The 15,075-nt window shown below is 69.7% G+C and carries 12 protein-coding genes; 4 read left to right on the top strand and 8 right to left on the bottom strand.

The window, feature by feature from the left end; translation table 11 throughout:
* The first annotated feature begins 170 nt into the window (after window positions 1–170).
* Window positions 171–2,735 (top strand): KUP/HAK/KT family potassium transporter, encoded by a 2,565-nt coding sequence (locus RE421_RS10285; RefSeq protein WP_309809407.1) that lies wholly within the window; start codon window positions 171–173, stop codon window positions 2,733–2,735.
* A 63-nt stretch (window positions 2,736–2,798) separates the two neighbouring features.
* On the opposite strand, the gene RE421_RS10280 is transcribed toward RE421_RS10285, so the two are convergent.
* Together RE421_RS10280 and RE421_RS10275 are read right to left on the bottom strand one after the other, a co-directional pair.
* Window positions 2,799–3,425, bottom strand: coding sequence for a DUF222 domain-containing protein (locus RE421_RS10280; RefSeq protein WP_309809405.1), 627 nt, complete (start codon window positions 3,423–3,425; stop codon window positions 2,799–2,801).
* 2 nt (window positions 3,426–3,427) lie between these two features.
* Entirely contained in the window at window positions 3,428–4,456 is a 1,029-nt protein-coding gene (locus tag RE421_RS10275) for a hypothetical protein (RefSeq protein WP_309809403.1), read from the bottom strand.
* Between the two features lie 240 nt (window positions 4,457–4,696).
* Between RE421_RS10275 and RE421_RS10270 the strand changes: the two genes are divergently transcribed.
* The gene (locus RE421_RS10270) at window positions 4,697–5,359 is read left to right on the top strand and encodes a dihydrofolate reductase family protein (protein ID WP_309809400.1); all 663 of its coding nucleotides are present in this window, start codon (window positions 4,697–4,699) and stop codon (window positions 5,357–5,359) included.
* A 6-nt stretch (window positions 5,360–5,365) separates the two neighbouring features.
* Here RE421_RS10270 and RE421_RS10265 read toward each other — a convergent pair whose 3' ends face one another.
* The 6 genes from RE421_RS10265 to RE421_RS10240 all read right to left on the bottom strand — a co-directional run bounded on the left by RE421_RS10265 (window position 5,366) and on the right by RE421_RS10240 (window position 12,927).
* On the bottom strand, window positions 5,366–5,818 hold the full coding sequence (locus RE421_RS10265; RefSeq protein ID WP_309809397.1) for an SRPBCC family protein: 453 nt from the start codon (window positions 5,816–5,818) through the stop codon (window positions 5,366–5,368).
* 65 nt (window positions 5,819–5,883) lie between these two features.
* Window positions 5,884–9,717 (bottom strand): DNA polymerase III subunit alpha, encoded by a 3,834-nt coding sequence (locus RE421_RS10260; RefSeq protein WP_309809395.1) that lies wholly within the window; start codon window positions 9,715–9,717, stop codon window positions 5,884–5,886.
* On the bottom strand, window positions 9,717–10,046 hold the full coding sequence (locus RE421_RS10255) for a DUF6504 family protein (protein ID WP_309809392.1): 330 nt from the start codon (window positions 10,044–10,046) through the stop codon (window positions 9,717–9,719). Before RE421_RS10255 ends, RE421_RS10260 begins: the two co-directional genes overlap by 1 nt.
* A 314-nt stretch (window positions 10,047–10,360) precedes the next feature.
* Entirely contained in the window at window positions 10,361–11,149 is a 789-nt protein-coding gene (locus RE421_RS10250; protein ID WP_309809389.1) for an SOS response-associated peptidase, read from the bottom strand.
* Window positions 11,150–11,182: 33 nt separating this feature from the next.
* Window positions 11,183–11,962, bottom strand: coding sequence for a PKD domain-containing protein (locus tag RE421_RS10245; protein ID WP_309809387.1), 780 nt, complete (start codon window positions 11,960–11,962; stop codon window positions 11,183–11,185).
* 266 nt (window positions 11,963–12,228) lie between these two features.
* Window positions 12,229–12,927, bottom strand: coding sequence for a DUF6318 family protein (locus tag RE421_RS10240; protein ID WP_309809385.1), 699 nt, complete (start codon window positions 12,925–12,927; stop codon window positions 12,229–12,231).
* A 294-nt stretch (window positions 12,928–13,221) separates the two neighbouring features.
* Here RE421_RS10240 and RE421_RS10235 point away from each other — a divergent pair, with 294 nt between their 5' ends.
* The gene (locus tag RE421_RS10235) at window positions 13,222–14,313 is read left to right on the top strand and encodes an S-(hydroxymethyl)mycothiol dehydrogenase (protein ID WP_309809383.1); all 1,092 of its coding nucleotides are present in this window, start codon (window positions 13,222–13,224) and stop codon (window positions 14,311–14,313) included.
* Window positions 14,313–14,960, top strand: coding sequence for an MBL fold metallo-hydrolase (locus RE421_RS10230; RefSeq protein ID WP_309809381.1), 648 nt, complete (start codon window positions 14,313–14,315; stop codon window positions 14,958–14,960). Before RE421_RS10235 ends, RE421_RS10230 begins: the two co-directional genes overlap by 1 nt.
* The last annotated feature ends 115 nt before the right edge of the window (window positions 14,961–15,075 follow it).

Here is a 15,075-nt window from a genome sequence, read left to right as displayed (position 1 = left end):
ACCTCCGACTGGCTGCTCAGCCGGGGCGAACGGGGCAACGATGCCGCCGGCGTCGGGACGAGGTCGGGTGGCAACGCCGTGCGCCTGATCCCCCACGGTGTCGACTACTTCGCGGCGCTGGACCGGGAGCTCGCCGACGTCGGCCCCGGAGACCTCGTGCTGGTGGCCGGGTGGCGTTTTTCGACGGCGATCAGCGGCTCGGGCCAGACTCCACGGTGGCCTCGGCCCTCGCCGGCAGCGCCAGCCGCGGGGCCTTGGTCCGGGGCCTGGCCTGGCGGTCCCACCCATCCTGGATTGTCGGCTCCCTGAAGGAGAACAGGTCCCTGGCTCGAACGATGAACCGCGTCGGGGGGCGCTTCCTGCTGGACCACCGGGTCCGGCCGCTCGGCAGTCACCACCAGAAGTTCGTCGTCATCCGACGCGCCGCCGATCCCGGCCGGGACGTGGAGGAGGTCTTCCGCGAGCGCTGGTCCGACCCCGCCCCGTTGACCCGCCTGCCCTGGCACCGGCTGCCGGACCTGGTCGCCGGGCTGCCGCAGCAGGCCGGGGCCCTGCCCCCACCCCGCGCCGCACCGCCGGCGCGGGGCCGGGCGCGGGTGCAACTGCTGCGCACCTACCCGGCCCGGCGGCCCGGCTACCCGTTCGCCCCCGCGGGGGAGTTCAGCGTGGCCCGGGGATTCGTGAAGGCCCTGCAGCGGGCCCGGCGACTGGTCTACCTCGAGGACCAGTACCTGTGGTCAGCCGGCGTCGGCACCGCCCTGGATGCCGCGCTGCGGGCCAACCCCGATCTGCAGGTGGTCGCCATCTGTCCCCGGTACGCGGACCAGGAGGGCCGCCTGACGGTGGACCCGGCGCTGCTCGGTCAGGGCCTGGCGCTCCGCGCGTTGAGTCGGTCGGTCCGGGACCGCGTGACCCTGCTGGACATCGAGAACGACGACGGCTGGCCGATCTACGTGCATGCCAAGATCAGCCTCTCCGCGCAGGACGTCTACGGCACGATCTCGATGGTGCTGTGGACCGTCACCCTCATCGTGACGGTCAAGTACGTGACGCTCGTGACTCGGGCGGACAATGACGGCGAGGGTGGGATCCTGGCACTGCTGGCTTTGCTGCGGCGGCGAACCGCCGGCTGGCGTCGACTGGCGGTCCTGAGCCTGCTGGGGGTGGTGGGGGCTTCCCTGTTCTACGGGGACTCGGTGATCACCCCCGCCATCTCCGTGATGAGCGCGGTGGAGGGCCTCACCGTGGTGTCCCCTGAGCTGGGTCACGCGGTGGTGCCCGTCTCGGCGGTGATCCTGGCCCTGTTGTTCCTCCTCCAGCCGGCGGGGACGGGGAGGGTCAGCCGGGCATTCGGTCCCCTCATGCTGCTGTGGTTCGTGGTCATGGCGGCGTTGGGGCTTCCGCAGATCGTCGCCCATCCGCAGATCCTGGGGAGCCTGTCCCCGCACTGGGCCGCGGAGCTGGTGCTGCGTCAGCCCTTCCCTGCCTTCGTGCTGATGGGTGCCGTGGTGCTCACGGTCACCGGCGCCGAGGCGTTGTACGCGGACCTGGGCCATTTCGGGGCCCGAGCGGTGCGGCGGGCCTGGCTGGCCGTGGCGATGCCGGCGTTGGCCATCGTCTACCTGGGCCAGGGAGCCGTGGTCATCTCCTCGCCCGATACCGCGGGCAACCCGTTCTTCCACCTGGCGCCGCCCGCCTGGCAACTACCGCTGATCCTCCTGGCCACGGCAGCCACCGTCATCGCCTCCCAGGCCGTGATCTCCGGGGCATTTTCCGTGACCGTCCAGGCTATCCGGCTGGGGCTGCTCCCCCGCCTCGTGGTGCGGCACACCTCGCAACAGGAGGGACAGTTGTACCTGCCGGCCGTCAACGGCGCCCTCTTCGCCGGCGTGATGGTCCTGGTGCTGGCGTTCGGCTCCTCTGCCGGGCTGGCCAGCGCCTACGGACTCGCGGTCACCGGGACCCTGCTGCTCGAGTCCGCGATCTTCCTGGTCTTCGCCCACTCGGTCTGGCGGTGGCCCTGGTGGGCAACGGGGGCCTATGTGGCGGTGATCGGCGTCCTGGAGGTGGTCTTGCTGGCGGCGAACTCCACCAAGATCCTGGCCGGCGGGTGGATCCCCCTCCTGGCGGCCGGGTTGGTGCTGACCGTCATGGTGACCTGGCACCGCGGGCACCAGAACCTGGTCACTGAACGCCGCCGGATGGAGGGCAGTCTGCGGGAGTTCGTCGCCACGGTACGGGAGGTGCGCCGCATTCCGGGGGTGGCGGTGTTCCCCCACCCGTTCCCGGACACCACCCCGTTGGCCCTGCTGCGCTGCGTGGAGAGCTTCGGCGTGCTGCACGAGCGGGTGGTGATCGTCCGGGTGGTGATCGTCCGGGTGGTCGCCGCAGGACTCCCCCACGTCCGACCGGCGCACCGGATCCAGGTGCGTCACCTGGGCTCGACGGCCGATGGAATCGTCCACGTGACCGTCACGGTGGGTTTCCTGGACGCACAGGACATCCCGCGGAACCTGGCCCTGGCGGTGGGCCACGGTCCCGAACTGGATGTGGACCTGGACGCGGCGCACTACTTCATCTCGGTGCTGGCCCTGTTGCCGCCGCATGCGCATCCGTTCCGCAGCTGGGCCCAGCGACTGTTCCTGGCACTCGAGCGCAACCAGGCAGACCGCACCGAGGTGTTCCACCTGCCGCCGGCCCGCACCGTGGTGATGGGCTCGGAGCTGCCGTCCTGAGCTGCCATATGTCCTGAGCTGTCATCTGGGAGACCCCAACTGATACCCCAACTGATCGACGCGTCAATCCGGAGGGTCGGCGGTGCCGCCGCGCCGGTACCTGTTCCGGCGAGCGCGCCGGGAGGGGTCGATATACGGGGCCGGGATGAACCAGAGGACGCCGTTGCGGACAGAGATCTCCCAGGCATCCGCATGGACCGCGTGATGATGATGCGAGCAGAGCATGACCCCGTTCTCGACCGAGGTCGGTCCCCCGTTCTCCCAGTGGTCGATGTGGTGGGCCTCGCACCACGGCGCCGGGATGGAGCAGTTCGGTGCCGCACAACCTCCATCCCGTGCCACCAGTGCCTGCCGGAGTCTGCGGGGGAAGAGCCGTTGGGCCCGGCCGATGTCCAGGACCTGCCCGTCGCCGCCCAGAACCATGGGGATCAGGTCCGCATCACAGGCCCACTGCCGAATGAGCCGTGGCTGGATGGGGCCCACGTAGGCCGCCTGGGACAGCACGGTGTCCGCCGCGCGGTTCTGGTGCACACGGTCGAGCAGGGAGTCGTGGTCGATCGTCACGAGCACCTGTGGCCTGGAACCGCCGCTTGACGGCAGGTCAGACAGATCGGCCAGGGCGAGGGCGCCGGTCAGCGCGCTGACGAGGCCGTCCAGTTGCCTCTGCCCTGTGCTGCGGGGATCCAGCACCGTCAGCTCGGCGGCGTCTGGATCAGCAGCCTCTGGATCGGCGCGAGCGGCGGTGGAGTCCGCTGACCCGGAGGCCACGCACTCGGGGCCGGGGGCCCGCGGGTCGAGGCCGCCGCTGCCACGGTCTGCAGGATCTCATGCTGCTCGTCCGCCGCCAGGATCTCCCAGCGGTGCAGGCCGTTGAGGTGGCCTCGTTTCCGACCCCGGTAGAAGAGCCCCTGCGCGGCGTTGAGCTCGGCCTCGCTCGGTTCGCGGCCGTCGGGATTGACGAGGGCATCGAACCGCTGCCGCCAATGACCACAGATCTTGGACAGGGTCTCGGGGTCCACGTCCTGGGCGTTGGCCACCAGGAGCCGCTCACCGGCCAGGAGCTGCTCATCCACGAGTTCCGGCGGTGCGTCAGCCAGCGCCGCCTCTCGCCGCGCGGTATTCAGGGTGGTGGCGATGAGGTCAGCCGCGGAGGCGTCCATCCCGGCGTGCTGCACCGACTCTGCCAGCACGGGCAGGCGCGGCGGCACAGTCTGGGTCTGGTCCACGGTACGCGTGGGCATGATATTCCCAGCCCGCTCCACCCGCCGCTTCGCCTCACGCCGGTCGATGTGCAGGTGTTCCCGGAGGTAGTCCTGCGCGTGGCGGAAGGCAGATTTGCCGGGCGGGATCCCGAGGACCTCCCGGCGCAGGTCCGGCATCTCGAAGATCCGGTCGATGTGCCCGGCCAGGGCGGTCTGTGAGGCGTCGAGGGTCCGGGACAGTCGTTCGACGGCCGTGGTGATCTCCGGCAGGACGCCCCGGCGAACGCCAGCCTCCCCTGCGCAGTCCGCCTCTTCCTCCACGTGGCCCGTCCCATCGTCGGCATAGAGACCCCACTCCGCGGAGCGGTCCTGCTGAGGGCCCTGCGGAAACCGTGGCAGGTCGTCCGGGAAGGCCGGGGCGGTCAATCGAGCCGCCAGCTCCGCGGCCAGCTCCAGCGACCAGGCGAGGAGGTCTGGGGTAGCCAGGGCGCCGACGTCGTGCGGTATGGATTCTGTCATGGTGCCCACCTCCCGCTGCTGTCCCTGCTCGACTTTTGTTAGCACATATATTCGAACACGCGAGACAGACACCATAAGCCGCCTGACGACCGGAAGTGGACAACTTCGGGAAGATGTCCCCTGTGGAGGAGTCCGCTCCAGCACCGCCAACGACTGCCGGTCGGCGCACCACGGATCTGGCGCGCCGAGGCCTGACGTTCCTACACTCGGGCCAGCACCAGTCCACCCAGGAAAGTAACCATGCCCTCCAGCACGTCAGACCGCCCCCAACGGCTCAGGGTCCAGAACTTCTTCGTCTCCCGGGACGGCGTCGCCGCCGGGGAGGACCAGAGCCTGGAGCAGCCCTTCGGCCACGTCGACCCGGGGAAGTTGGCCGCGTGGGCCGGCGCCACCGCCAGCTGGCCCAACCGCACCGATCCCGGCGGGTCCCGCGGCCTGGACGACCGCATCGTGCGCGACTTCACCCACAACATCGGCGCCGAGATCATGGGCAGCCACAAGTTCAGCCCCTTTCGCGGCCCCTGGGAGAACGAGGACTGGACGGGCTGGTGGGGCGATGACCCGCCCTTCCACACCCCCGTGTTCGTGTTGACGCACCACACCCGGCCGTCGTTCTCGCTCGACGACACCACCTTCCACTTCCTCGAGGCCGGCCCCGGACGGGCGCTCGCGGTCGCCCAGGAGGCCGCAGACGGCCAGGATGTCCGCCTCGGAGGCGGCGTGACGACGGTGCTGGAGTTCATCGCCGCAGACCTCGTGGACGAGCTGCACATCGCCGTGGCGCCCCCTGAGATCGGGTCCGGGCTGCGGCTGTGGGACTCGCCCGCCGACCTCGAGGACCGGTACGAGCACGAGAGCGTCCTGAGTCCCAGCGGGACGGAGCACCACTTCTTCTGGCGGTGAGGCTGGTCAGCCCCGGGCGTCGAGCACGGCGAGCAGATGCCGGTTGCGCTGGCGGATGAGGCGCCGCAGATAGGGCACCAGCACCAGCTTCTCGACCGGTCGCCTGAACACGGGCGAGGCCAGGGTGATCGTATCCGTCATCACCGTCGTCCGGCCGACCTCACGGTATTCGTGCACGTGGCGGAAGGACCGGAAGGGCCCGGCGACCTGCTCGTCCACGAACCGGCGGGGCCGGTCGTGGCCGGTGATCTGCGAGGTCATGGTGAACCAGATCCCGAAGTGGCGGGCCCGCCAGGTGACCGATTCCCCGAGGGCGATGGTTCCCGTGGTCACGCCGCCGATGGCCTGTTCACCGGAGTCAGCCATGGATCCGAGGTGCTCGTCGATGCTGAGGGAGAGATCGAAGAGCCGTTCCGCGGGGTGGGACGACCTCGTCTCCACCGTGAAGGTGCTCGCCATGCATCGATCGTCGCACAGCACCTCGCCGACCAGCACCGCACCGCACCACACGGGTATCAGTCAGCTCAGTCCTCCGGCGTCGGCAGCAGCTCCCAGGTCTCCGGGTGCGGCACGGGAACCGGCCGGTGGGTCGACGGCACCCGGGAGACCCCGGACGAGCGGCTCCCGCCCGTCGCCGTGACGCCCGCCGGCACCCCGACCGGACCGCGCACCTTGACGGGCCAGGACCCGGTGTCATGGTGCGGGATGTCCGGGACCCGGGTGCCGGCGTCGTGGTCCATCGTCCGGCGGGCTCCGCCGGTCTCCTGCTGCTGGGCCGACGAGGAGGCGCCCGGCCCCCATGGCACCGGAACCGGCTGCCCGGTGGCGCGGTTCCGGTCCCGGCGCAGCCAGGCCCGCCACTGCTCCCGGGTGGAGTCCAGGTAGTCCGGGTCCGGCAGGGACTCCGGCCGGTGCAGGTCCCACGCCCGGATGGCCTGCAGGCTGATGGCCTTCGGCCCGGTCCGGCGCGTGGTGCCCTCGATCAGCATCAGCCGGGAGGAGAACAGCATCTCCCCGCTCTCATGCTGGGCCTCCGTGAAGAAGGAGGCGTCCACGCACCCGGTGCCGTCGTCCACGGAGATGAACACCACGCGCTTGCCGCTGCGCATCGGAGGGGTCTGCGTGGCCACCCGCACCCCGGCCACCAGCACCCTCGACTGCGAGCGCAGGCTCAGCAGGTCCTCCGCCGCCGTCACCCCGAGCGCGTCCAGATACGGCCGGTGCGACTCCATCAGGTGCGCGGTCAGGTCCATGGCGGTCAGGTCGAGCTCGGTGCGCACCTGCTGGTCCCGGCTCGGATCCGGGAACATCGGCACGATCGCCGCCGCCTCGGTGTCCGGCAGCTCGAGGGAGAGCTGACCGTCCACCTGCCGGCGCCCCGGCTGCTTTCTCCGCCCCGAGGGTCCCTCCACAGCCCCGCCGTGCTGCAGCTCCAGATGGTGCACCAGGTCCGTGCGGGAGGCCCCACCCGGCGGCAGCAGGCAGTCCAGGGCGCCGAGCTGGGCCAGCCGCTCGAGGTTCCGCCGGGTCGGCCGCGCACGGTCCCGCACATCGGCCAGCGAGGCGTACGGCTGCCCCGCCACGATCCGGGCGACCTCCGCCTCGCTCAGCCCGGACAGTGAGTTCAGCGCCAGCCGGATCCCCCAGCGTCCGGGGACACGGCCGCGTGAAGCCGCCGGGCCGGCGTCGGACATCACTCCGTTCATCTCCGGGTGCGCGGGCACCCACTCGAGCCGGAAGGCCTCGGTGGAGGCGTTGACGTCCACGGGCAGCACGGGGATGCCCATGCGGCGGGCCTCGGCGATCATCAGCCGGCGGGGGTACATGCCGGGGTCGTGTTCGAAGATGCCGGCCAGGAACGCCTCGGGGTGGTGGGTCTTGAGCCACGCCGAGTGGTAGGTGGGCACGGCGAAGGCGGCGCCGTGGGCCTTGCAGAAGCCGAAGGAGCCGAAGGCGTGCAGGGTCCCCCAGACCTCGTCGATGACCTTCAGCGGGTAGTTTCGCCGCAGCGCCTCGGCCCGGAAGAACTCCTCCACCACGTGCTCCTGCTCCCCGCCGATCTGGCGGCGGAACTCGTCGGCCCTCGCGAGCCCGCACCCGGTCATCACGTCGAAGGTCCGCAGCACCTGCTCGTGGAACACGGTGACCCCGTGGGTCTCAGCGAGCACCGGCTCGAGACTGCGGTGGGGGTACCGGGCCTCGGAGAATCCGTGCCGCTGCTCCAGGAAGGGCCGCACCATGTCCGACTGCATGGGGCCGGGACGGAACAGGGAGATATCGATGATCAGGTCGTTGAACTCAGTGGGGGCCATCTTCCCGATCAGCTCCCGCTGCCCCGGGGACTCGATCTGGAAGATCCCGAGGGTGTGGGTGGTGCGGATCATCTCGAAGGTCGGAGCGTCGTCGAAGGGCACCTGCTCCAGGTCCACCCGCCGGCCCGTGGTCCGCTCGATCTCGTCCAGGGTGTAGGCGATGGTCGACTGCATGCGCACCCCCAGCACGTCCAGCTTGAGCAGACCCATCGGGTCCATGTCGTGCTTGTCGAACTGGCTCATCGGCAACCCGATCCCGGAGGGCTGCACGGGGGTGCGGTCCAGCAGGGTGGCGTCCCCGAGGATCACCCCGCACGGGTGCATGGCGATGTGCCGCGGCAGCCGGTCCAGCCGCTCGGTGAGGTCCACGAGCAGGTCCAGCTGCTGCTGCCCGGCGGCCCGCCCGGAGGCGACCTGCTCGGCGAAGCCGCGCAGCTCCGGCATCCGGTCCATGGCCTCGCGGAAGCTCGAGGCAGAGAACCGCCACAACTGCTTGGCGATCGTGTCCACCCGCTCCGGCTCCATGCCGAGCGCCATGCCGGCATCCCGCACCGCCCCCCGCGCCCGGTAGCCGTTCTGCATGCTCATCAGCGTGGTGCGCTCGGCCCCGAACCGGGCGAACAGGGCGTGGTAGACGTCGTGCCGGCGCGCCGACTCCACGTCGATGTCGATGTCCGGCAGGGTCGAGCGGTCGTTGGAGAGGAAACGCTCGAAGATCAGCTCGTGCCGCATCGGATCCACGTTCGAGATCCGCAACAGGTGATTGACCAGCGAGGACGCCCCGGAGCCACGGGCTGAGACCCGCACCCCCATGCCCTCGATCATCCCCACCACCTCGGCCACGGTGAGGAAGTAGCTGGCAAAGCCGAGCCGGTTGATGATCCCCAGCTCGTGTTCCAGCCGCGCCTCCAGGTCCCGTCCGGCCTCCGACGACGCGAAACGAGTCCCGCTGTACAGCTGCGGGAAGCGCGCCCCGGCCCCGGCGAGGGAGCGGTTCCGCAGCTCGGTGACGGGGTCGCCGCCGATCCCCAGCACGGAGGCCTCCGGCACCGTGGGTTGCCCCCAGCCCAGGTCCGTCCCGGGGTCCATCCGGCACGCCTCCGCCAGGGCATGGGTGTCATCCAGCAGGGCCTTGACCCCTTCCGCGCTGTTGCCCCCGCCGTTCGCCGCGCGGCAGACCTCGAGGGCGATCCGGTGCATGGCCCCGGCCGGCTTCAGCCACCCCTGCCCGTTGGGCTGGAGATCGCTCAGGGCCTCCAGGGAGCTCAGGGCGCGGGCGGCGTCCAGGACGTCCGCGGTGGCGGCCCCGTCCGGGGTGGCGTAGCGCACCGCGTTGGTCAGCACCGCCGGCACCCGCACGTCCCGGGCCGCCCGCAGCATCTTCACGGCGTGCGGGGCGGAGAGCTTCTCCCCCGGCGGAGAGAGGTGGCACACCACCTCCACCCGCAGCGAGCCCGCCGGTAGGACCTCCTTCCAGCGGCGCAGCAGCGCCCGGCCGGCGGTGTACTTGCGCACGGCCATCAGCTGCCCGACGCCGGACCCCGGTCCCAGCAGCACGAACAGTTCCGGCGGGGCGCCGTGGTGCCTGCCGGCGGACCACTGCGCCAGCTCGGCCACCGTGACGTAGGGCGATCCCCCGGCCGCGCCGCCCGTGGTGTGGGCGTGCGCGGCCGAGATGAGCCGGACGAGGGCCCGGTAGCCGGTTCCGCCGGTCCCCCCGCGGGCCAGCACCACCACGCGGCCGGCGGAGGCGCCGTGCACCGTGCCGGGGTGCGGCGTGCCGGACGGAGGCGTACCGCCCTCGCTCCCCCAGCGCACCGCCAGGTCCACCCCGAGCACCGGGTCCAGGCCGTGGTCCAGGCAGGCGCCCACGTGCTTGGCCGTGCCGTACAGCCCGTCCCGATCCGTGCAGGCCAGCACCTCCGCGCCGTCAGCCGCCGCGGCCGCGGCCAGCTCGGCCGGCCAGGACACGCCGTAGTGGGCACTGAAGGCACTGGCCACGTTCAGGTGCGGAAAGCCGCCGCCAGCCCTGCCGGAGCCGGCCATCAGGCGCTCTCCCGCAGGCGCACGGCGGCGCCGTCATGGACCCGGACCAGCCGCCAGCGGCCCGAATCGAGGTGGTGGGAGAGGTCCAGGGTCAGCAGGGGCGCGTTGCGGGCCCGCTCCAGGCGGACCTGGACCCGCCAGACCTCGTGGTCCACCAGTCCGGCGCCGCGGCCCCGTTCGGCCCGCTGCTCCTCGGCCCACCACTTGCGCCGCTCGTACCAGCGCACCGCATCGGCCGCCAGCACATAGTTCCGGCCGTTCCACTCCAGATACTGCGGGGTCCCTGCCGTGGTGCAGCGGACGGTGACCGATTGAGTGAAGATTCCCATGGGACGTGATTCCTGACCTGTTCTCGTCGTGACTTCTCATGCCGTGTTCCTCCCCGCCGGCGAGCGGCCGGCGGGGTTCGTCCGGAACGGCCCGGTCCGGCGTCGGGCCCTGCCGTCTGGGAAGGAACGGCAGAACAGACGCCGGGGCGTTCCGGCGGGGCGGTGGGAAGTGAAACGGCCGACGGGAAGTCCCGGCCGCACCCCACCATGGTATTAGGACATGTGTTCTAACGCCAAGAATGAGACTACGAGGAAGGCCGGACGCGATAAGCGTCCGGGCCCGGAAGGATCGAGGACGGACGCCTCACCACAGGTCAGAGCAGGGTTTCCAACGGTTCGAGCAGTTCGGGCCCGTTGTTGCGGACATTCCCGACGGCGGTCCCCACCTCCTCCAGCGACCATCCCGAGGCCGTCCGGAAGGCCTGCTCCCGGACGCGGTCCACCAGGGCGCCGGCGGCCTCCGCCGAGGGCAGTTTCTCCGGTTCCAACCACGCGTCCAAGGTGTCCCGGTCCATCGGCAGCGGGAGCCGGTCGTGCAGGCCACCGAGCTGCGCCAGGGTCGGGTCAGCATCGTCCGCCTCCGGCGAGGGGCCGGTGAGGATGGTGCAGCTCAACAGCCAGCGGCCCGGGTCGCCGTCCGGCACGGCCTCGTCCTTCCACCATTCGTAGAGTCCGGCGAAGTAGATCGGGGAGCCGTCCTCCGGGTGGACGTAGAAGGGACGCTTCTTCGCCGACTTCGGGGCTCCGGCCTCGGGCTTGAGCCATTCGTAGTAGCCGTCTGCGGGGACGGCGCAGCGCCGGGCCCTGACCGCTGAGCGGAAGGTGGGCTTCTCCGTCACGGTCTCCGAGCGCGCGTTGAAGGCGCGGGATCCCACGGACAGGTCCTTGGCCCACGGCGGGACGAGGCCCCACCGGGCCACGTGGATCTCCCGCCGGGTCTCCGTGCCCGACGCCGGCTCGGCCCGTTCCAGCACCACCGCGACATCCGCGGTGGGGGCCACGTTCCAGCTGGGTGGGAGCACCAGTTCCTCGTCGGGATCCAGCGCCCCGGAGTCTGCCACCAGGTCACCGATGGCCCGTGCCATCACATACCGTCCACACATGGGATCAGTCTGCCGCACTCATGGTCGACGCTGTCAGTCGTCGATGAAGGGGTCGCCGCAGGCCCACCCCTGGGGGTTCTCCACGCAGTCCTCCGCCACGTTCTTGGACTTCGACCGCCAGATATCCGCCACCACCGGATCACTGGGCACCTCCGCCACACCCGGAATCGCGATCCACGGACCACCGTTCACCTGGAACTGACCCCGATACGACGTCGTCAACGACACCGGGAACTCCCCCGTGTCCTGATACGCATGACTCGTGGTGGTCTCCTGGTTGAACTCTCGCTGCGGACCACCCGGAAACGGATTCGACAAGGGCTCCGAACCATCCCCGAAATCCCACGTCCACCGCACCGGCACCGCCTGAATCGCCACCGCCTGACCCAACATCATCGTCTCCAACGTCTGAGGCTCCTCCGTGGCATAGAAATTCGTATTCGCCCGAATCAACCCAAACCCACCACTGTCCGACTCAATCTGAGACGGCGCAATCCCCAACGATCGAAAATCCGACAGCGTCACCACCGGCATCGGCGGAGCATCCGGAGCACCAGCAACAGGATCGTCGATGACTGGATCGGCGTCCGTAGAGCAGAAATGAGATCCAACTCGTTCAAGTGCATCCTCATTGTTGGCTGGATATTCTGCCCGGATCACCCACTGGCCCTCGGGTCCGCACGCCGATTGCTCCGCCTCGAGGCAATCCATCATCGCCACACCCTGAATGTCTGTGCAGTAGACCTGATTGATCGCGATGGTGCGACCTGGATCCGAAGGGTTATCTTCCTGTCCACTTCGGGCCTCGTTCATGGTGCGGGTATTCGTTTCCGACGGAGTAGGCGAAGCTTCAGTTTCACCTCCGGCATCACGATTGTCGCCTCCGTCGACACCACAGCCGCCTCCGGCCTCAACACCGAGGAATTGGTCCTTAGAATTGAGCGAGCCCTCGTGGGAAGTCACGCACCCCGCGGCTCGGGCAGAATCAGGAACCGATATCCCAGCCATGATCCCCACCGTGATGAAGAAGGTCAGACCAAGACCCAGAACCCTTCTCACACCCGGAGTCCTGTCGCGATTCACTGCTGTTGCCCCACGTACTTGAGGTCGTCCAAGACCCAATGGCCCGACTCGTCATCGAACATCGCTGATGCGGTCCAGGGGTCCTCAGTTGTTTCGACTCCCGACGCGTCCTCAACCCGTTCACCATTACTTCGATAAAGTTCTGCGGACGCTTCTGAGAGAAGGAATGCTGTGGTTCCTCCCATCTCGTCAGCGTCCAACTTCGTGAACTGGAAATCGAGCTCCGATGGTTCCGTTTCGACCCAGCTGCCTTGTTCATAAATGTCGGCAAATCGGAGGAGCTGATCTTCACAGAACGCACAGGCAGGGTCTGACACGCTGTCCATTGGTTCCTGATCACCCGTCGAACGAAGATAGAAGCTGGTCTCCCACCAGTACTCGACGGCAGCCTCGAGCCCTTCCTCCGTCGGCTCCTTCACGGCCTCGGGCATCTCCGGCACCGGCACGTTCTTGGCCGGCCCCTCGGAGGTCGCCGGCTCGTAGCTGCCCGTCGCCGATGCACTCGGCGAGGCGCTCGGCGAATCGGAGACACCCCCCGCCGTCTCCGACGAGGAAGGTGAGGTGGTCGCCTCGGTGGCGGCCGACGTCGGGTCCTCACCGCCGGCTTCACCGGAACACCCGGTCATCAACAGGGCCACCGCAGACAGCGCCGCCACGGCGGTCAGACGGACTGGACGATTCGCGGATACGGCCACGTGGCCCCCTTTATCGAGGCCGCACGACCGGCACCTGCCGTCCCCACGGCCCAACCAACACTCCACCTCGGACCCATCCCGCCGGCCCGACGTTCCCGGACCAGTCTATGCAGATCCCATGAACCACGTCACAGTTATCCACAGCTCACCACGCCACAGGCCAGTCCCGTGAGCCGGCGGATACGTCTCACAGGGAATGCGCCGCCCACGCCTGCGCCAGATGTGGTGGGATGGACCCGAAACCATTCCAGAGTCGAAGCCGTGCCCCGCGCACGCCTCAGAAGGAGTTGCACCGTGCCCCAGAAGGTGAAGGCGGTCGTCGCCAAGGCGAAGGACGCCCCCGTCAGCATCGAGACCATCGTGATCCCGGATCCCGGCCCCGGCGAGGCCGTGGTGGACATCCTGACCTGCGGGGTCTGCCACACGGACCTGCACTACGTCCAGGGTGGCATCGGGGACAACTACCCCTATCTGCTGGGCCACGAGGCCACCGGCACGGTGTCCGCCATCGGCGCCGGCGTCACGGACGTGGCCGTCGGTGACAAGGTCATCCTCAACTGGCGCGCCGTCTGCGGCGAATGCCGGGCCTGCAAGAAGGGCCAGCTGCAGTACTGCTTCAACACCCACAACGCCGCCCAGAAGATGACCCTCGAGGACGGCACCGAGCTGGACCCGGCCCTGGGCATCGGCGCCTTCGCCGAGAAGACGCTCGTCGCCGCCGGACAGTGCACCAAGGTCGAGGGCGTCTCCGAGGAGCAGAACGCCGCCGCCGGACTGCTCGGCTGCGGCATCATGGCCGGCATCGGCGCGGCCATCAACACCGGCGAGGCCAAGCGCGGCGAGTCCGTGGCCGTCATCGGCTGTGGCGGCGTGGGCACGGCGGCCATCGCCGGGGCCAGGCTGGCCGGGGCCACCACCATCATCGCCGTGGACCTGGATCAGCGGAAGCTGGACAAGGCCCTGGAGCTCGGCGCCACCCACACGGTCAACTCGAAGGAGCAGGACGCCGTCGAGGCCATCCAGGCTCTCACCGGCGGCTTCGGCGCCGACCTCGTCATCGACGCCGTCGGCCGCCCGGAGACCTACAAGCAGGCGTTCTACGCCCGCGACCTCGCCGGCCGCGTGGTCCTGGTGGGCGTCCCCACCCCGGAGATGACCCTCGAGCTGCCCCTGCTGGACGTCTTCGGCCGCGGCGGCTCCCTGAAGTCCTCCTGGTACGGGGACACCCTGCCCTCCCGGGACTTCCAGATGCTGATCGACCAGTACAACCTCGGACGACTCGACCTGGACGCCTTCGTCACCGAGACCATCAGCCTCGAGGACATCGATGCCGCCTTCGAGAAGATGCACTCCGGCGACGTGCTCCGTTCGGTGGTGGTGCTCTGATGGCACGGATCAACAAGCTCGTCACCTCGGGCACCTTCTCCCTCGACGGCGGCACCTGGGACGTCGACAACAACGTCTGGATCGTCGGGGACGACGAGACCTGCGTGGTCATCGACCCCGCCCATGACGCCCTCGAGGTCCAGAAGGCCGTGGGCGGCCGCCAGGTCCTGGCGATCCTGCTCACCCACGGCCACGACGACCACATCCGCGCCGTCCAGATGTTCCGGTCCCTCGTGGACGCCCCGGTGCTGCTGCACGCGGACGACCGCATGCTCTGGGACAGCGTCTACCCAGACCAGGCCCCTGACGGCACCATCGAGGACGGGGAGACCTTCACCGTGGCCGGGATCCAGCTGACGGCGCTGCACACCCCGGGCCACTCCCCGGGCTCGGTCTGCTTCCACTCCCCCGAGCTCGTGGCCGAGGACGGCACCCAGGGCGTCGTCTTCTCCGGTGACACGCTCTTCCAGGGCGGACCGGGCGCCACCGGGCGGTCCTACTCGGACTTCGGGACCATCGTGGAGTCGATCACCAACCGTCTCCTGACGCTGCCGGATGAGACCACCGTCAACACCGGGCACGGCGATTCCACCACGATCGGCGCCGAGGCCCCGCACCTGCAGGAGTGGATCGACCGCGGGCACTGAGCAGACCGGCACCCCGCTGAACGCCACCGCCGCCCCTGGGGGCCTCGTCCTGTTGGGCGGGGCCTCCGGGTCGGGGAAGTCCTACCTGGCCCGCACCTACGGTCGTCCGCACCTG

The organism is Citricoccus sp. I39-566, from assembly GCF_031432995.1.
GTDB lineage: Bacteria > Actinomycetota > Actinomycetes > Actinomycetales > Micrococcaceae > Citricoccus > Citricoccus nitrophenolicus_A.
Note: the sequence above shows the minus strand (reverse complement) of the source record. Positions and strands in the feature narration are given on the sequence as shown.